This window comes from Haliscomenobacter sp. (assembly GCF_965225875.1).
Classification (GTDB): domain Bacteria; phylum Bacteroidota; class Bacteroidia; order Chitinophagales; family Saprospiraceae; genus Haliscomenobacter.
Genome location: NZ_CBDDBS010000002.1, coordinates 33,428 through 50,029 on the forward strand (window position 1 = coordinate 33,428; position 16,602 = coordinate 50,029).

Genomic DNA, 16,602 nt, shown 5'->3' on the forward strand with positions numbered 1-16,602 from the left:
CAGGCTTTAGCCTAAGCATTAATTTTTAAGCAAAGGCTAAAGCCCAAATCAGAGGGTTTTCTTTGCCCCCAGGCTGAAGCCTGGGGCAATTGATGTCCTCCGAGCAAAATGTCCTATAATGCTGTTTACCCAATACCATGATCCAAATCTTCGTCACTGGCGGCACCTTCGATAAAGAATACAATTACATCAAAGGTGAATTGTATTTCCAGGATACCCACCTACCCAAAATGTTGGTCACCGGGCGCTGCACCCTCGATGTCGACGTCAAAACCCTGATGATGATCGACAGCCTGCAAATGACCGATGCCGATCGCTCCATCATTGCCCACAATTGCCAGCGAAATCAGCACGATCGGATTTTAATCACCCACGGTACCGACACCATCGTGGAAACTGCGACTTACCTGGCCAACACCCCACTTGACAGCAAAACCATAGTCCTTACCGGAGCCATGATTCCCTACGCTTTTGGCACTTCTTCGGATGGATTTTTCAACATGGGGAGCGCCCTGGCTTTTGTGCAGATGCTACCGCCAGGGGTGTATGTCGTGATGAATGGCCGTTACTTCCATTGGGACAATGTGCGGAAAAACCGGAAGACGGGGAATTTTGAGACAATTCACCCGGAATAATCAAATCACGTTGACCTCTACTTCCAACACTACCCCAAATTTCATTTTAACTGTTTCCATAATTTCCTGCGCCAATGCCCAAATTTCTGCACCGGTAGCACCGCCTAAATTGACCAGCACCAGCGCCTGTTTGTCATAACAGCCCGCATTGCCCCGGCGTTGACCTTTCCAGCCACACTGCTCAATGAGCCAGCCAGCGGGCACTTTCACCCTGCTTGCGGGGGCAAAAAAATGGGGGATTTGGGGATACTCAGCTTGTAAACGGGTAAACTGCTCAGCCTCCAGTTCCGGGTTTTTGAAAAAACTACCAGCGTTGCCAATGAATGCTGGATCGGGCAACTTGGAACTGCGGATTTTCACCACTGCTTTGCTTACATCCTGGATGGTGGGTTGGTCAATATTTGCAGCCTGCAATACCTCTTTGATCGCCCCGTAGGAAATATTGACCAATGGTTGTTTTTGCAAAGTCAGGTACACCCGGGTGATGAAATATTTGCCCCTACCTGCCCTTTTGAAATAACTATCGCGGTAGCCAAATGCACAATCTTCGGCTGAAAAAACCTGCTCCTCCCCACTTCTCAATTCAATGGCCTCCAAGCCAACAAAAGTATCTTTCAATTCAACGCCGTAAGCACCTATGTTTTGAATGGGCGCGGCTCCGACTGTGCCGGGAATCAGGGAAAGGTTTTCCAACCCACCCCAATTGTGTTCAAGCGTCCACAGTACCAGTTCGTGCCAGTTTTCTCCAGCTCCAACCCCTATGGTAACCTCAGTTGTAGTTTCCTCTACCACAACTCTGCCCTTGATGCGATTGAGCAAAACGGCACCACTGGGACTTTGGCGAAACAAAACATTGCTACCGCCACCGAGAATCAAGTAGGGCCGCTTGGCACGTGTGCGCAACAGCTCCAACAATTGGTCTTCTGATTCGATTGTCAGCATTTCGGGGGCCTGGGCTTCTACGCCAAAAGTATTGTAGGTTTTTAATGAGGTCATGGCTTTTTGCGGTGTACCCCCGAGGAGTAGGTTTGAAAAATCAGGTCTTTGACTTGTTGGTAAGCTTCGGGTTCATGGGCGAAATCAAGGTCTTCCAGTTCGATGATCAGAATAGGAATGGAACTTTCGGTGCGGAAAAACTCCAGGTATGCAGCCTGAATTTGTTCCAGGTAAGCGTCGCTGATGTCTTGCTCAAAAGCACGGCCCCGTTTGCGGATCTGGTACATCAGGCGTTCTACGGGACGATGCAGGTACACCAACAAATCGGGCCGGGGAAAGGTTGAATTCAACACATTGAACAAGCGCTGAAAGAGGCGGTATTCTTCTTCTTTGAGGTTGTTTTTGGCAAACAACAAGGTTTTGATAAAAAAATAATCGGCGATGATCGACTGTTGAAACAAGTGGGTCTGCGACAGTTCCTCTTGGAGCTGTTTGTGCCTTTCGGTCATAAAAAACAACTCAACCGGAAAAGCGTAGCGTTCAGGATTGTCGTAAAAAAGCGGTAAAAATGGATTGTCCGTAAACTGTTCCAGGATCAAGCGACAGCCGTACTCGGCGGCCAGTTGATTGGACAAGGTGGTTTTGCCAGCGCCGATATTGCCCTCGATGGCGATGAACTGGTATGGAAAGGTGTTTTCGGTCATAATCAGGTCGTTCAAATCCGTTCCACTTTCAGGGGATCGGGGCAGGCCGCCGCTAGTTCACGAATGCTTTTTTGTAAAACGGGGTGGTAAAAATCCGGCGCGATTTCGAGTAGCGGTTGCAACACAAAATTGCGCTCCTGGATAAAGGGATGGGGTATGGTAAGCCGTTGGGACTGGGAAACCAGATTGCCGTAAAACAGGATGTCGATGTCGATCAATCGTTCACCCCAACGGATGCGGCGCTCACGTCCCATTTGGCGTTCAATCTCCATGACTGCCAACAACAAGGTTTCTGGTTCCAGATTGGAATCTACGGCCATGGCCTGGTTCAAAAACTCGGGTTGGTCTTCAATACCCCATGCAGCTGTACGGTACACCCCGGAGACTTGCACCAGATCGCCGACGTAAACTTCAATGAGTTCCAATGCCTTGGCCAGATGGGCCGATTTGTCGCCAATGTTGCTACCAGTAGCCAAATAAACCCGTTCCATGTGCTTGTTTGACATCATGTCAATTCTTCAAATAGCCCTTCAATGTCTTTTTCCACGCTGCGCAGTTTTTCGCGGCAAAAACGAATCAGTTCAGCGGCCCGTTGCAACTGCACGGCCAACTCGTCGATGCCAATTTTGCCCTCCTGCAAATGCTGCGTGATTTGTTGAAGTTCTTCCAGAGCGCTTTCGTAAGTCGTTTCCATAGCGAGCAAAGATAATATCCCTTAAATTGTGGGTCGAAATTGTGTGAAAAATATTTTGAATGAAAAATGAGCCTCAATGAAGGAATATAAAATGGCCAAGGGTTGGGCGATTTTTATCTTCATTTTTGCACCATTGCTAATTGGTTTATTTAGCATGCCAATTCTGTTATTGTTCATCCCGAGTTGGCGAACAAATGAAACGGCTGAGTTTTTTTGGTTCGCCATTCCCGTTTCTATAGCCATGATTGGGTTGATGATTGCGGGAGTTGCAGACACCATTGTAAGCAAAGTAATCCTGACTGATCAATCCATTGATTATAAAAATATTCTCTTTAGTCGTTCCATCAAATTGAATGAAATTAAGGGCTTTAGGATCGATGACAAATCCCTAATCATCGAAGCCAAAACCCCGGGCGTCAAGCGGATTAAAATCAGTAAATATTTTGGCAACTTGGGAGAATTGGTCGACATCCTGGCCAGCAAGTATTCTGACCTTGACGAATTGGAGATGGGGGACAGTTACCAACACATCATCGAAGACAATACTTTTGGATTTTCAGTAGCTGAAAGGCAAACTCAGTTTCATAATGCCCGGCTCAGTACCAAGGTGCTCAATTGGGTGGCAGGAATCATTGCTGCCTGGACTTTTTTTTATCCAAAGCCCTACCTTGCAGCCATTATTGCCTCTATGTTGTGCCCCATTGCAGCCATAGTGCTCGTCAAACTATTCAAAGGGCTCATTCATATCGAAGAAAAAAAGAACAGCACTCATCCATCCGTTTTTTTGGCGTTTTTCATCCCATCCATGGCTTTGTTTCTTCGAGCAATGTTGGATCTGAATATTTATGATTTTGAAAAACTCTGGTGGCTTTTACCGTTGGTGGCCCTGCCCTTATCCGCTGGGTTGCTACTTGGAAACCGGGAATTTGATTGGCAAAAAGGTCAAAGTTTTTTAATGGCCTTGGTCGTTTTGGGCATCACTTTAGCATACAGTTACGGAGCCATATTGTGCACCAATTGCGCTTTGGATCAATCCAATGCTGCTGGATTCCATGCCCAGATTCTAGACAAAGACAAGACCACCGGAAAAACCACTACCTACTACCTGAGCCTGGAGCCATTAGACTTCGATTACCCGATTGATGAGGTTCAGGTGGATAAAGTGACCTATCAGCGTTTGAACAAAGGGGATACTGTGAGGGTATTATTTTTTGAGGGGCGCTGGGGTATTCCCTGGCTGGAGGTTAGGCCATAAGAGTTACTTCACCTTACTTTGAATTACCCCATCTCTGAATTCAATCTCCAAACTTTCATCAGCCATAATTTCTTGCGCCGAAGCAACAGGCTTGCCATTTTTGGACACTAGCGCAAAACCCCGCTGCAATGTCCCCTCAATGCTCAACAATTGGCAAATCTGCTCCAATTGTTCGATTTTTTGTACCTGCTCGCGTTGTTGGTAACGCGCAACGAGGGGCAACTCCGCCGCGATGCGCTGCAACTTATCCTGCTGCCGAGCCAAAATCAGTTGAGGGATGGTTTGTAAAGATTGGATACAAGTACTGAGTTGCAATTCAGCGGCGTGGAAACTTTCCGCCGCCTGATACCTCAGGAACTGGCTCAACTCCAGCAATTGACTTTCGAAATGCAAGTTGTGTTGCAGCAAATAATCGGCAACTGCAGTGGGGGTTTTTAAAGCGGTATGGGCCACCAGATCTACCAAAGTTTCGTCCACATCGTGGCCAATCCCGGTCAAAATGGGCAAGGGAAATTTCGCAATGGCTTCGCACAGCGCCAAACTATCAAAACCCGCCAGATCCAGCTTGGCACCTCCGCCCCGAATCAAGACTACCGCATCAAACCCAGCTATCCGGCGCTGGATGGCCAGGAGTTGTTTCAGTACTTCAGTCTCTACAAGGGCACCCTGCATGGCGGCAGGAAATAAACTGGATTTAAAGGTATAACCATAAACATTTTCGCCCAAATGTTGTAAAAAATCCTGGAAGCCAGCGGCCGTTTCCGAGCTGATCACGGCAATGCGCTGCAAAACCGGGCGCAGGGGCAAGTCCCCGTTTTTGCCCAGGAGCCCCTGCTGTTTCAATTGCTCGTACAGTTGGCGGCGGCGTTGCTCCAGTTTGCCCAGGGTATAACTGGGATCGATGTCGTCCACCATCAGCTTGAGGCCGTAGCGCTCGTGGTGTTCCACTTTTACCCGCAACAGCACCTCCGCACCTACCTGAAGCAGCGCTTTCCAATTGGCGGCCCCCAATTTGCTTTGTAACCTGCGCTGGGCACTTTGCCAAATGACCGCCGAAGCTTGAGCAGTGGGTTCATTTTCATTCTCGGCTTTTTCCACCAGTTCCAGGTACACATGCCCTCTCGACTGGCTCAGCTGCGCAATTTCACAACGCACCCATAGCGCATCTGGAAAGTTCAGTGCAACTACTTGACGCAGGAAGGATTGGAGTTCGAAAAGGGAAATGGCTTGCATACGTGAGGTTTGTAGAGACGCACGGTTGTGCGTCTCTTTATCCATAACTAAGACGCACAGCCGTGCGTCTCTACAGTCCTACCTATTTCTTCTTCCGATAATACTTCTCCAAATCCATCACCTCCACCTTTCTGAATTCCACTGGATGGCTTTCACTTTGCAGGGAAATGGTGCCAGAAGTGAGCATTTGGCCGTCTTTTTTGACTGCAGGATCAAAACCGCTGACGGTGCCGCCGCCGATTTGCGGTTTTTGATAGGTCAAAACCGTATCGCCATTGACGATGTGTTTGATGATGGAGTCGCCCAAAACCATTACTTCAACGCGTACCCACTCGTCGCCGTAGTAGGTTTTGGACTTGGAATTGGTGCAATGCGGGGTAAACAATTTGCCGTTCATCTCTACATGTGTACCGGGTGTGCAAAGGTTCGCGGTGGTGCGCGGAGCCTTGATGTTCACGTCTTGTCCCAAGAGTTGCACCTCGATGGAAATGGGGAAATCCTGATCCTTGCCCATGGTTGCGGCGGGTTGGCCGTGGACCATGATGCCGCTGTTGCGAAAAGCCCAATCCGGCCCTTTGGGCGCCTGCTGGCCGATGAAGCGGTATTCAGCCGCTACAATGTAATAGCTGTAAGGTTTTTTGTAAAAAATATGCCCGAACTGTTCTTTAAAGTCGGTATATGCTTCATAATTCACTTGCATTTTCCCGTCTACCACCCGGAAGGTATTGCCAAAATTTTCATTGAGGGCATAACCCCGGATTTTTACATCCCAACCTTTCAGGTTTTTGCCGTTGAAGATGGGTTTCCATTTGCCTTTGAATTGAGGCTGTGCCAGGCAGAGTTGGCTCAGGGCCAGGAGGAGGACGACAAGTGTGAGTCTCATGATGGTTAAATTTTGCCACAACATACTAAAAAGGCGCAATCACCTTCTATTCAACAAGACTAAAAGTTAAAATTTTTCTTTTTAAAAGTCGCCGATAAGTTTTTATATTTTTGCTATTGAAACGCCAATGATTGCCATGCGCAAAATCATCCACATCGATATGGACGCCTTCTTTGCCTCGGTGGAGCAACGGGACAACCCGGAGCTGCGTGGCAGGCCTTTGGCGGTGGGTGGTGGCGGCACGCGGGGTGTAGTGGCATCGGCCAGTTACGAGGCGCGAAAATTTGGCGTGCGCAGTGCCATGTCGGGTGGAATGGCCCGGCGTTTGTGCCCGGAGATTGTGTTTGTGCGGTCCCGCTTTGAAGTGTATCGTACTGTGTCCAACCAAATTCGGGAGATATTTCTGGATTATACCGACCTGGTGGAACCCCTTTCCCTGGATGAAGCCTACCTGGACGTGAGTGAAAACAAAAAGAACATGTCCTCGGCTACCCTGATTGCTCAGGAAATCCGACAACGCATCGAAAAAGAGACGGGATTGACGGCTTCAGCCGGGGTTTCTTTCAACAAGTTTTTGGCCAAAATAGCCTCCGACATCAACAAACCCAATGGCATCAAAGTGATTACTCCAGAAGAGGCCATTCCTTTTTTGGAGCAACTCCCAGTGGAAAAATTCCACGGCGTAGGCAAGGTTACCGCCCGCAAAATGCACAACATGGGCATTTACAAAGGGGGCGATCTCAAGGAACGCAGCGAAGCAGATCTGGTGCGATTTTTTGGAAAAGCCGGGCGGCATTATTACCGCATTGTGCGGGCCGAAGACAATCGGGACGTAAATCCGCACCGCATCCGCAAATCCATTGGGGCGGAACGCACGTTTAATGACGATGTGAGTGATCCTGAAATCATGAAAAACAAACTCAGCGATTTGGTGGAAGGGGTGCATCGGTACATGAGTAAAACAGAGAACTTTGGGCGTACGGTAACGCTGAAACTCAAGTCGCCCGACTTTAAAATCCTTACCCGTAGCCGCTCCTTTGCTTCCGAAATTCGCAACCTGGATGAGTTGATTCGGATTGTGCACGACTTGCTGGATCAGCACCTCGAAGAGGCCCCAGTAGTACGCCTATTGGGGGTGACTTTGTCCAATTTGGAGAAGGAAAATGAAGCGGAGGGTGGGATACAGCTCGAATTGGAGTTTCCCTAAAACAACATCTTTTTATTTTAGGCATAACTCGAGTGGAGTAGATGAATAACGGCTAAGGTGCTCTAAGGTGTCTAAGGTGGTTCAAACAAGTATAATAGAAACATTTATATTTGAACCACCTTAGACACCTTAGAGCACCTTAGTAGTACTCAACTTTTACACTTTTACACTCTTACCCAGTGCCCAATGAACTGGGCGCCATTGTCAATGATGCGGTGAGCGCTGCGCCGAAACCCGATACCACAAGCCTCGTAGGCAAAAAACAGACCCGCTTGATAGTAATTTCCCGCATCATCACGTGCCAATTGCGCCAGGGACTGATACACCTTGATCTGATTTTCGTAATCGCCACTGCGGGCAGTTTCTGGCAGGCCATCGTCGTCAAAAATCGCCACATTGGCACCCTCTCGACCCAAAACCACTTTTTCTACAAAAGGATAATGCTCGCGCCCGACAGGTTCTTCCAAGGTTGTTTTTAGGAGCAATGGATCTTTAGGATGCAGTTGCCAAAGGTAAGCCATGATGGCCTTGGATTGGAACAGCATAGTGTAGGCCGGGTTGAGCACAATGGCCAGGCCGCGAGTGACAATATTGGTCAGCATGCGACACAATTCCGGTTCGTCCTCGGCGATGTACTCCCAAGGGATGAGTTTGAACCAGAAGGGATATTGGGTAGTGTTTCCATCCTCTTCTTCGACAAAGATGCCATTGACATCTGAAAAGATGACCTGGTCGATGTAGCGAAAAGCAGTTTCAAAACCAGCCTCCCGGGCTGCCGTTTGGAGCAATTCTACATTGTGATCATCTTCCGGTGCGCCAGCCAGCGTGGAGAACAAAATGGCAGCTTCGCGACCAGGATTGAGCTTTTTCAGTCGTTTGAAGTTGTCCACCAGGGCCTCGTATAAAAAATTAAACTGGCGATCTTCCGAAATTCCGTTCGCCCGCAGTTGAGCCCATTGGATAATGGCTGTTTCGGGAACTGAGGTAGGTGTATCGGCATTAAACTCCAAAACCTTCATCGGCAAGCCATCGACACCTCCCACTATGTCAAATCGACCATAGAGGTGTAGGTGTCTTTCATCCTCCCAGGTATACTCAATCAAATCATACAAATTGGGAGGAATACCCAGGGTGTGCAGGAGGTCATTCTCCAGAACGTATTCCGCCGCTTCCACAAAAAGTTCATACAAGTGGTTACCCGCGGCATAAAAAGCATCCCTTTCGGCGGCGCTGATTTCAACGATCTCCTCGGTCAGGTAAGCATTTCCTTCCGGCGATAAAAAGTAGCTCCAGCCCATTTCCTCATACACGGCGCTGGGCAATTGGGGCAATTGATGGGTCTGCATGTAAGTTTTGTTGTGGGGCAAAAATAAGTGCTTCATTTTTCTTGGGCCAAAGGATTAGATAAGAAACTTAAAATGAACCATTTACTCATCTAATCCTTTGGCAAAATGAAGCACTTATTTTTTATTGCCCCTTTGTTTAGGAGCCAAAACGCGAGCGGCCACTGCCACCAAAAAATCCGGTGCGTCCACGTACGGGCCGCATTTCGGTGCGTGAAAGGGCTGTACTACGCAGTTGATCGGTTACACCTGAACTGGCAAAACCATTACTGCGGTAAACGTTGTATGGAGAAGGAGTATTAAAACTTCTTCCCATCATGTGCCCGAATGAACTCCAGTACAATACCGGGCCAATTCCATAACCGTGGCGATAATGTGTATTGTTATTTGTCGTAGAATGGGTTGAAACCGTATCCTGACTAGTCACCAAGGATTGAGCTTCGGCCAGGCCGAGCGTATCCACTTCCCCCGTCAAACGTTTGATGATGACACTGGAAGCAGCTTTGCCTTCGAGCAATTGTTCGTCTACTACCTCAAATTTATCGGGCTCTACTTCTTCCAGGGTGGTTTGCACGCCTTTGGTCACTTCATAAGTGGTTACTGCTTCCCAATCACCTCCTCCCCCACTGTTGGTACACTGGGTATGGGTAGCCAGCAAGGCAGCTACTGCTACATAAAGACCACCCTGGCGCAGACGATCATTGAACTTCGGGTTTTTACTAAAATGACGAGCGGGAGTCATGTTGGTTGTTTTGTTTAAAAATGACATTAAAGGTAGCAAAACTTCCCATACCAGTTGAAGATTTCCGACGAGGGTCTACCAGCTTTCTACCACAATCAAAATGACCCTACAATAGGGATCTGAAAGGGGATCATCTGGAATGGGTAAAGTGCAAATCAGCTATTCGTTCCTTTTCCATTTCGACATGTCGCACATACGCATTTGCCACGGGAGACAAGTTTTTACCTTTTAACCAAATCAATTGCCAGACCGTATGAATGGGCAAACCTTCCAGGGGAATAATTTTCATCGCCCCGCTTTGTAACTCATTGCGTATGCCGATCAAAGGCATAATGGAGTAGCCTAAGCCTGCCAATACCGCTTGTTTGACTGCCTCATTGGAGGTCAATTCCATTTTTTTCTGCACATTCAGCTGTTGCTCAGCGATGAATTTTTCCATTGACTGGCGGGTGCCGGACCCTTTTTCTCGAAAAATCAAAGGGCTTTGCTCAAACAACACCTTTAAGTCAACTTCTTCGGATGGGGTTGTATCTCGATTGCCCACCAAATAAAGCTTATTGTCCAATAAATCGATGTGATTCAAAGCCAAGTGCTCCGGCAAAATAGAAACAAGTGAAAAGTCTACCTCATTTGCTTCCAGGCTCTTGATCACTTTGGTTTTATTGGTCACATCCATCTCTAGCTCAACACCGGGGTGTGTTTGCATAAATGCAGTCAGGAAGTAAGGCATAACGTACTTCCCGGTAGATACCACAGAGACTTTGAGTTTGCCAAACAACTGCCCCTGATAAGCCAGGGTTTTGTACTGAATGGCAGCTACTTGTTCCAGAATCTGCTCGGCTGCCTGGGCAATTTCCCGCCCAAAATCCGTAATGTAAATCTTCCGCCCGATCACCTCGGTTAGGGGTATTTTGAACTGGTTTTGAAAATTGCGCAATTGAATGGAAACCGCAGGTTGGGTAAGATGTAGTTCCTCGGCTGCTTTGGTCACACTTTGGGTTTGGGCAATCTTCTGGAATACTTGCAACTGGTTTAAAGTGTAATTCATAAATTTTGTTTATGATTTTCATTGCAAAGATAAATAAAAACATATGAATAAATCTCCAGAGTTTTGCACCGTCAACAATCAAAACGACGGATATGACAAAGATAACTGTAGCAAAAGGGGATGGAATTGGTCCCGAAATCATGGACGCCACACTGGACATTATTCTGGCGGCTGGTGCTCAAATTGAGATTGAAGAAATTGAGGTAGGTGAAAAGGTTTACCTTGCTGGTAATACCGCTGGCATTGCCAAAGAATCCTGGGACATCATCCGCCGCAACAAGGTATTTCTGAAAGCGCCGATCACTACGCCTCAGGGAGGCGGCTACAAAAGTTTGAATGTGACCACGCGTAAGTTTTTAGGTTTGTACTCCAACGTACGCCCTTGCATGAGCTTGCATCCCTTTGTCAAAACCAAACACCCGCAGATGGATGTGGTCATCATCCGGGAAAATGAGGAAGACCTTTACGCGGGTATTGAACACCAACAAACCGATGAGGTGGTGCAATGCCTGAAATTGATCAGCCGCCCCGGCTGCGAAAAGATTGTACGCTACGCTTTTGAATACGCCCGTCAGTACGGCCGCAAAAAGGTGACCTGCTTTACGAAAGACAACATCATGAAACAAACCGATGGACTTTTCCATCAGGTGTTTGAAGAAATTGCCAGGGAGTATCCCGATATCGAAAACGAACACTGGATCATCGACATTGGCGCCGCCAAAATGGCTGATACCCCTGAAGCTTTCGACGTCATTGTGATGCCCAATTTGTATGGGGATGTACTTTCGGACGTAGCTGCTCAAATTGCGGGTTCAGTGGGGCTAGCTGGTTCAGCTAATATTGGTGAGAGTTGTGCCATGTTTGAAGCCATTCACGGCTCAGCTCCGCGGCGTGCTGGGCAAAATTTGGCGAACCCTTCCGGTTTGTTGCAAGGCGCCATCATGATGCTCAACCACATTGGTCAAACCGAAGTAGCTGAAAAGGTGCAAAACGCCTGGTTGAAAACCATCGAAGACGGCATTCATACCTACGACATTTACAAAGAAGGTGTGAGCAAACAAAAGGTCGGCACCAGGGAGTTTGCCGCTGCGGTAATCGCCAACCTGGGCCAGCAACCACAACAATTGTCAGCGGTGAGCTACGCCGCAGGCAAACCCATCCAATTGCCGCGCTACCAGCGTAAAAAGCCCGCTAAAAAAGAACTGATGGGAATAGATTTGTTCGTGCACTGGTCTGGCACCAACCCTGATGAGCTGGCCAATCGGATGAAAGAGCTCGAGGTGGAAGAAGTTAAATTGAGCATGATCACCAATCGCGGCATCAAGGTTTGGCCCGAAGGATTTGAAGAAACTTTTTGCACCGACCATTGGCGCTGTCGCTATCAGGGTCAACAAGGCAAGTTCATCAAACACGACACCATCACCTTACTCATCAATGCCCTGAAGCATGAGATTGATGTTGTAAAAACGGAAAACCTGTATGCCTTTGATGGAAAACCGGCCTTTTCAATGGGTCAGGGACAATAAATAAAAGCACGTATTTTTTCCTACTATAGTTGTATTATTCACATTCAATGCAAAGGCTTAGAGGGCATCTGCTCCTCTAAGCTCTTTTTTTTGAAGGCCGTGATGTCCAAAACCAAAGCCCACAGCACCATCAAAAATAGTGCTGCAGGCCACAGGGAACGGAAGTCTGAAAATTATTGAACTGAACAACTAAAACTTTAGAGAGGCAAAATACACCTCCTTCACCGCAGGGTCTCCTTTTTGTTCCAGGCTATTGAAATTCACCGTATAACTCTTTATCCCTTTTACAAAGATCAGCTGGCTCATTACATTGACCTTTCCATCTCTGGAAAATTCGAGGTCAAGCGCCAGTGCAGGTTGGTCATTCACTTGAATTCGCTCTGCTTTAAGCAATTTAGAATTGGAAAGCGCTTGCAAAGAACTACTCTGCACTTGATCCCAAAATTCTGAAGTTTCTGCGGCTGCGCTCAGTTGCTCCGCGTTGATCCCCAGATTGCTCAAGTCGCGAATCAAAACCGTGAGCACCGCCAGGCTATCGGCGGTTTTAAAGCGAAATAAGGTGATCCCACCGTCCATCTCGCGCTTGCTGGGAATCTGAGGATATTTAATGGAAACACCTTCGCCCAGATCAGTTTGCACCCAGTTTTCACTTTGTGCCTGTACACTCATGCCCACGAGGAGGCCAAGGACGATACAAATGCCTACAATCAGATTTTGCATATTTTTGGTTTTTGCTATAAATGTTAGAGGATTGATTCTATTCGGGGCTTTTTTGGAGCTTAAACACATTTACGCCGATGGCGTAGCCATAAGTTTGGCCCGGTTCCTGATAAATGCGGATTTTGTTACAAGCGCGCCCCAGGTCTACCTTTGACCAGGTCTTGCCACCATCTTTGGTTTCAAATCCAGTGCTCATTGTACCAACATAACCGTGAAGCTCATCCAGGAAGCCAATGCCAAATTCGCGGGATTGTGGGTCTTCCACAAGGTTTAGTTCTTTCCAACTCAGGCCCCCATCGATGGTTTTGGCTACGCGCTGCTGCTTCACATTGGGGTCCGGATTGTAGGATTGAATGGTAACATAGCCCACTTTGCGGCTAGGGAAAGAGACTTTCCAGGTCGTTTCAAAAGGGCGGCTCGATTGGAAGACCTTGTTCCAGGTTTTGCCTCCATCTTTGGTGTGTAAGATCAGGGCGTTGGATTCAGCTATATCGGCATTGGAGGCCGCGCAAGCAATACCTTCTTTGGTGTTGAACATTTTGATGTCGAAAAGCATACTCGCCGCCCCATTCAGGTCGCTGGAAATGAAGGTTTGGCCAGCATCGTCCGACACCATCATCATGGCAGGGCTACCCACCCGACCTACAGCGTAGACGTGGTATTTGTAGTCGATTTTGCCATGGTTGATGAATTGTTCTTTGACGATGTCGATGGCGCAAAGACCTTTGACATAAGGCCCTTTGTAAGATACGGGTGCCCAGGTTTTTCCCCCATCCAGGGTACGATAAAGGGGGATCGTGTCGGTTACATTGGGGAAATAATCCGTACCTACTGTACCCGCGAACCCACGCAAGCTATCCAAAAAAGCCACGCAGCGGAAAAAGGTCCCCTTTTGTTCCCATTGTTTTTCCCAGCTTTGGCCACCGTCGCGGGTGCGGTAAATGCGACCATAACCATTGACATACCAGCCCAGTTGAGGCGAGACAAAACAAATGTCGTCCTGTTTGCCCGGATAAGGCTCTGTGTTGAGTTTTTGCCATTGTAGTTGTTGAGCGGAGAGGTAAACTCCCCCCAAGCACAAAAACAGGCACAAAAAAATCTTCATGATCGGGAGATTTGAAATGAATAATCAAACAATAATCAAGCCGCGCCCAACAGCAGGAGCAACTCATCTTGAGACCCATGGTATTCTCTGACGATGGCTTTGGTGAGGATAAAGCAAAGGGCCAGAAGCAGCAACAAATGCTCTACTTCCAGCATAAAGTTGCCCAGTTCGATGCGAAAGGGGGGCTTTGACAAGCCTAGCTGCAAGGAGTAGCGGATGACTTGTTCAGAACCTTTGCTGATGATTAGGCTGAGTTGAGGATCGTTGGTGTAGCGCATTTCCAGTGGGCCATCCAGCGCTGCGAAGGAAATGAAGGCTTTACTGCCCCAGAATTGATGTTGCATGCGCATCAGTTGGTTGCCATCTTCTGTCACCTGATAAACAGGATTCCAAAAACCACTGCGTTCAAAAAAGAAGCTGTGCCCGTTGATGCGGCATTCCTGCTCGCCGGATGACAAATAACGCAAGTCCAGGAGCAATTCCGCACCACTGTAGAGTTGAAAATGATTGGTTTGGCCTTTCCAAACCAGAGTATCACTGGTGAATGCAAACATTTTGGTATCGTTTTGATGATCCAAAAATGTGGCATTTGCAGCAGGAAGGACATTCAATTTACACGAATGCAGAAATGTAGTGATGAGCGCGTGGAAGGATAAAGAGTAAACTTTTAAATCCCCATCCACTCCTTAAACTTGACCGATTGGCGCTGACTGATTTCAACCCGATGCCCAGCTGGCAGATCGACCAGAAGCGTATTGTTAAAATAAGCCTGGATGTTTTGAATGTATTCCACGTTGAGGATATGCTGACGATTGGCACGAAAGAAGTGGCTGGCCGGGAGTTTTTCTTCCAGGTAGTTGAGCGACTTGTGCAATAGTGGCTTGTTGTTACCGTAATACATCCGCGCATAATTGCCCACACTTTCGATGAGGAATACTTCCGCAAGGGGAACAAAAAAACATTGCTCACCGTCTTTGATAAAAATGCGTTTATCTATACTTAACCTGCTTGGGTTGGTCTCTTCTGGCAAGAGTTGTTTTTTGAGTTTTTCGATCGCTTCGGCCAAACGCTGCGGGTTAATCGGTTTGAGCAAATAGTCCAGTGCGCTCACCTCAAAAGCCTTGATGGCATACTGATCATACGCGGTGATAAAAATGACCAATGGAACCTCATCCAGTTGTTCGAGCAAATCAAAACCGGAGGCACCACGCAAGTTGATGTCCAGGAACAACAACTGGGGCTTGAGGGCTTGAATCTGCTCGATGGCGGCAGGCAATGTATCGGCAGTGCCCAAGACCTCTACCTCGGGGTGGGCAGCCAGCATTTTGCGGAGTTCTTCGGCAGCCAGGTATTCATCCTCAACGATTAAGGCGCGGTAGCTCATGGCAATTGTTTGGGCAAAGTGATTTGGATGAGAACAGCATTGGGCTCATTGTGTTGCGTAAATTGAGCAGCAGTTCCATAAATGGCTTCCAAGCGCCGCTGAACCAGCCGCAATCCAACGCCCCGATGAGTGGCATCGGGCTGCCAGGTTCCAGAGTTGGCTACTTCCAGCTGGATGGTATCGTTGATGAGTTTGAGTCCGATGCGCAGCTCAATAAGCCCCTGAGCATTGACTTGACCATGTTTGATGGCATTTTCGACCAAAGTAAGCAAGATGCCCGGTGGGATGACCTGATGACGGACCTGATCATCAATCTGCCAATCTACTGACAAACCAGCGCCAAAGCGGATTTGCTCCAGTTGCAGGTATTTTTGGACCTCTTCGATTTCGGCTTGTAAGGCAATTTCCCTTTCCTGGCCATAATTGAGGGTGAACCGTAAAATTTCCCCTAGGAGCACAATGGCTTCCCGGCTTTTTTCGGGATCAATGCTAATCAGGGCTTTGATGCTATTGAGCGCATTGAACAAAAAATGTGGATTCAATTGGGAGCGCAACAGCTCCAATTCGGCGCTTTTGGCCAAGGTTTCTACGCTTAATTTCTCCTGTTTGAGCGCCGCATTGATGTCCATGATTTTGTACAAAAAATAAATGATCACCCATACGCCAACGTAACGCATCCAGTTGAGGGTCAGACCCAACAGGCTGATTGGAGTCAGTTGTTCACTCAGGGAGACTCCCAGTGCAAGGTTGATGCCAATATTGGCGCAAGTTAGTAGCAGGGACAGCGTCAGGGAGTACAATAGCGCCCCTAGCCAGATTCTGAAAGTGGAATTGTTTTGAAAAAAATGCAGTCTAGCCAACAGCAACTTTAGGGCATGTGTAAGCACAACTCCCACTAAGGCCAAAGTCAGAAAAAACAACAAGTACTCAAGGCTGAATTTCCCAACGATAAAAAAGGTGAAGTTGATGACTTCGATGGCCACCATACCCAGCCATCCGGTGATTTGGCACAGCCAATAGATTTTGGTTTTGGTCATAAAAAATGAATATGGTAATGCCACGGATTGTGAAAGACACTTACTTCTTCATACCAAACGTCAAAAAAAATACCGTAAGAAGTTGCAAAATTATCAAGAATCTACATTTAATAAATATCAAGAAATCACCCAGGTGTAACCATTTAACAT

Annotated in this window: 18 protein-coding genes; 4 read left to right on the forward strand and 14 right to left on the reverse strand. The window is 47.6% G+C overall.

What is annotated here, in order from left to right:
- Positions 1-137: 137 nt before the first annotated feature.
- Positions 138-635, forward strand: a complete 498-nt coding sequence (locus tag ACO08K_RS03235) for an asparaginase domain-containing protein (RefSeq protein WP_421794958.1) — start codon at positions 138-140, stop codon at positions 633-635.
- Here ACO08K_RS03235 and murB read toward each other — a convergent pair whose 3' ends face one another.
- The 4 genes from murB to xseB are packed head-to-tail and all read right to left on the reverse strand — an operon-like array spanning position 636 to position 2,969.
- On the reverse strand, positions 636-1,631 hold the full coding sequence (gene murB, locus ACO08K_RS03240; RefSeq protein ID WP_421794959.1) for a UDP-N-acetylmuramate dehydrogenase: 996 nt from the start codon (positions 1,629-1,631) through the stop codon (positions 636-638).
- Positions 1,628-2,275 (reverse strand): deoxynucleoside kinase, encoded by a 648-nt coding sequence (locus ACO08K_RS03245; RefSeq protein WP_421794960.1) that lies wholly within the window; start codon positions 2,273-2,275, stop codon positions 1,628-1,630. The genes murB and ACO08K_RS03245 overlap by 4 nt, the downstream gene beginning before the upstream one ends.
- Before the next feature lie 11 nt (positions 2,276-2,286).
- Complete coding sequence (gene folK / locus ACO08K_RS03250; protein WP_421794961.1) at positions 2,287-2,766, reverse strand: 2-amino-4-hydroxy-6-hydroxymethyldihydropteridine diphosphokinase; 480 nt, start codon at positions 2,764-2,766, stop codon at positions 2,287-2,289.
- 14 nt (positions 2,767-2,780) lie between these two features.
- Positions 2,781-2,969: an exodeoxyribonuclease VII small subunit gene (gene xseB, locus ACO08K_RS03255; protein ID WP_320028342.1), complete on the reverse strand. Its 189-nt coding sequence runs from the start codon at positions 2,967-2,969 to the stop codon at positions 2,781-2,783.
- Positions 2,970-3,045: 76 nt separating this feature from the next.
- Between xseB and ACO08K_RS03260 the strand changes: the two genes are divergently transcribed.
- Positions 3,046-4,224 carry a hypothetical protein gene (locus ACO08K_RS03260; protein WP_421794962.1) on the forward strand — a complete coding sequence of 393 codons (1,179 nt, stop codon included), beginning with the start codon at positions 3,046-3,048 and terminating at the stop codon, positions 4,222-4,224.
- A gap of 3 nt (positions 4,225-4,227) precedes the next feature.
- Here ACO08K_RS03260 and xseA read toward each other — a convergent pair whose 3' ends face one another.
- Together xseA and ACO08K_RS03270 are read right to left on the reverse strand one after the other, a co-directional pair.
- Entirely contained in the window at positions 4,228-5,457 is a 1,230-nt protein-coding gene (gene xseA, locus ACO08K_RS03265; protein ID WP_421794963.1) for an exodeoxyribonuclease VII large subunit, read from the reverse strand.
- 82 nt (positions 5,458-5,539) lie between these two features.
- Positions 5,540-6,340 carry a 3-keto-disaccharide hydrolase gene (locus ACO08K_RS03270; RefSeq protein ID WP_421794964.1) on the reverse strand — a complete coding sequence of 267 codons (801 nt, stop codon included), beginning with the start codon at positions 6,338-6,340 and terminating at the stop codon, positions 5,540-5,542.
- A gap of 136 nt (positions 6,341-6,476) precedes the next feature.
- Between ACO08K_RS03270 and dinB the strand changes: the two genes are divergently transcribed.
- Positions 6,477-7,547 carry a DNA polymerase IV gene (gene dinB, locus ACO08K_RS03275; protein WP_421794965.1) on the forward strand — a complete coding sequence of 357 codons (1,071 nt, stop codon included), beginning with the start codon at positions 6,477-6,479 and terminating at the stop codon, positions 7,545-7,547.
- Positions 7,548-7,711: 164 nt separating this feature from the next.
- On the opposite strand, the gene ACO08K_RS03280 is transcribed toward dinB, so the two are convergent.
- From ACO08K_RS03280 to ACO08K_RS03290, 3 genes are all read right to left on the reverse strand, one after another.
- Positions 7,712-8,893: a glutathionylspermidine synthase family protein gene (locus tag ACO08K_RS03280; RefSeq protein ID WP_421794966.1), complete on the reverse strand. Its 1,182-nt coding sequence runs from the start codon at positions 8,891-8,893 to the stop codon at positions 7,712-7,714.
- 136 nt (positions 8,894-9,029) lie between these two features.
- Positions 9,030-9,632 (reverse strand): hypothetical protein, encoded by a 603-nt coding sequence (locus ACO08K_RS03285; RefSeq protein WP_421794967.1) that lies wholly within the window; start codon positions 9,630-9,632, stop codon positions 9,030-9,032.
- 130 nt (positions 9,633-9,762) lie between these two features.
- On the reverse strand, positions 9,763-10,680 hold the full coding sequence (locus ACO08K_RS03290; protein WP_421794968.1) for a LysR family transcriptional regulator: 918 nt from the start codon (positions 10,678-10,680) through the stop codon (positions 9,763-9,765).
- A 92-nt stretch (positions 10,681-10,772) separates the two neighbouring features.
- On the opposite strand from ACO08K_RS03290, the gene ACO08K_RS03295 reads away from it, so the two are divergent.
- A complete protein-coding gene (locus ACO08K_RS03295; RefSeq protein WP_421794969.1) occupies positions 10,773-12,206 on the forward strand; it encodes an NADP-dependent isocitrate dehydrogenase in 1,434 nt (477 codons plus the stop codon).
- Positions 12,207-12,395: 189 nt separating this feature from the next.
- Here the strand turns inward: ACO08K_RS03295 and ACO08K_RS03300 are convergent, their stop codons facing one another.
- From ACO08K_RS03300 to ACO08K_RS03320, 5 genes are all read right to left on the reverse strand, one after another.
- Entirely contained in the window at positions 12,396-12,926 is a 531-nt protein-coding gene (locus ACO08K_RS03300; protein WP_421794970.1) for a hypothetical protein, read from the reverse strand.
- Between the two features lie 37 nt (positions 12,927-12,963).
- The gene (locus tag ACO08K_RS03305; RefSeq protein WP_421794971.1) at positions 12,964-14,031 is read right to left on the reverse strand and encodes a WD40/YVTN/BNR-like repeat-containing protein; all 1,068 of its coding nucleotides are present in this window, start codon (positions 14,029-14,031) and stop codon (positions 12,964-12,966) included.
- Positions 14,032-14,066: 35 nt separating this feature from the next.
- Positions 14,067-14,585, reverse strand: a complete 519-nt coding sequence (locus tag ACO08K_RS03310) for a hypothetical protein (protein WP_421794972.1) — start codon at positions 14,583-14,585, stop codon at positions 14,067-14,069.
- A gap of 113 nt (positions 14,586-14,698) precedes the next feature.
- The gene (locus ACO08K_RS03315) at positions 14,699-15,415 is read right to left on the reverse strand and encodes a LytR/AlgR family response regulator transcription factor (RefSeq protein WP_421794973.1); all 717 of its coding nucleotides are present in this window, start codon (positions 15,413-15,415) and stop codon (positions 14,699-14,701) included.
- A complete protein-coding gene (locus tag ACO08K_RS03320; protein ID WP_421794974.1) occupies positions 15,412-16,452 on the reverse strand; it encodes a sensor histidine kinase in 1,041 nt (346 codons plus the stop codon). Before ACO08K_RS03320 ends, ACO08K_RS03315 begins: the two co-directional genes overlap by 4 nt.
- Between the last annotated feature and the right edge of the window lie 150 nt (positions 16,453-16,602).

Coding starts and splice junctions, on each gene's coding strand:
- ACO08K_RS03295 (WP_421794969.1), top strand. CDS start 10,773: ATGACAAAGATAACTGTAGCAAAAGGGGATGGAATTGGTCCCGAAATC.
- ACO08K_RS03320 (WP_421794974.1), bottom strand. CDS start 16,452: ATGACCAAAACCAAAATCTATTGGCTGTGCCAAATCACCGGATGGCTG.
- ACO08K_RS03300 (WP_421794970.1), bottom strand. CDS start 12,926: ATGCAAAATCTGATTGTAGGCATTTGTATCGTCCTTGGCCTCCTCGTG.
- ACO08K_RS03260 (WP_421794962.1), top strand. CDS start 3,046: ATGAAGGAATATAAAATGGCCAAGGGTTGGGCGATTTTTATCTTCATT.
- ACO08K_RS03235 (WP_421794958.1), top strand. CDS start 138: ATGATCCAAATCTTCGTCACTGGCGGCACCTTCGATAAAGAATACAAT.
- ACO08K_RS03305 (WP_421794971.1), bottom strand. CDS start 14,031: ATGAAGATTTTTTTGTGCCTGTTTTTGTGCTTGGGGGGAGTTTACCTC.
- ACO08K_RS03310 (WP_421794972.1), bottom strand. CDS start 14,585: ATGTTTGCATTCACCAGTGATACTCTGGTTTGGAAAGGCCAAACCAAT.
- xseB (WP_320028342.1), bottom strand. CDS start 2,969: ATGGAAACGACTTACGAAAGCGCTCTGGAAGAACTTCAACAAATCACG.
- xseA (WP_421794963.1), bottom strand. CDS start 5,457: ATGCAAGCCATTTCCCTTTTCGAACTCCAATCCTTCCTGCGTCAAGTA.
- ACO08K_RS03270 (WP_421794964.1), bottom strand. CDS start 6,340: ATGAGACTCACACTTGTCGTCCTCCTCCTGGCCCTGAGCCAACTCTGC.
- dinB (WP_421794965.1), top strand. CDS start 6,477: ATGCGCAAAATCATCCACATCGATATGGACGCCTTCTTTGCCTCGGTG.
- ACO08K_RS03315 (WP_421794973.1), bottom strand. CDS start 15,415: ATGAGCTACCGCGCCTTAATCGTTGAGGATGAATACCTGGCTGCCGAA.
- ACO08K_RS03280 (WP_421794966.1), bottom strand. CDS start 8,893: ATGCAGACCCATCAATTGCCCCAATTGCCCAGCGCCGTGTATGAGGAA.
- ACO08K_RS03285 (WP_421794967.1), bottom strand. CDS start 9,632: ATGACTCCCGCTCGTCATTTTAGTAAAAACCCGAAGTTCAATGATCGT.
- ACO08K_RS03290 (WP_421794968.1), bottom strand. CDS start 10,680: ATGAATTACACTTTAAACCAGTTGCAAGTATTCCAGAAGATTGCCCAA.
- folK (WP_421794961.1), bottom strand. CDS start 2,766: ATGGAACGGGTTTATTTGGCTACTGGTAGCAACATTGGCGACAAATCG.
- murB (WP_421794959.1), bottom strand. CDS start 1,631: ATGACCTCATTAAAAACCTACAATACTTTTGGCGTAGAAGCCCAGGCC.
- ACO08K_RS03245 (WP_421794960.1), bottom strand. CDS start 2,275: ATGACCGAAAACACCTTTCCATACCAGTTCATCGCCATCGAGGGCAAT.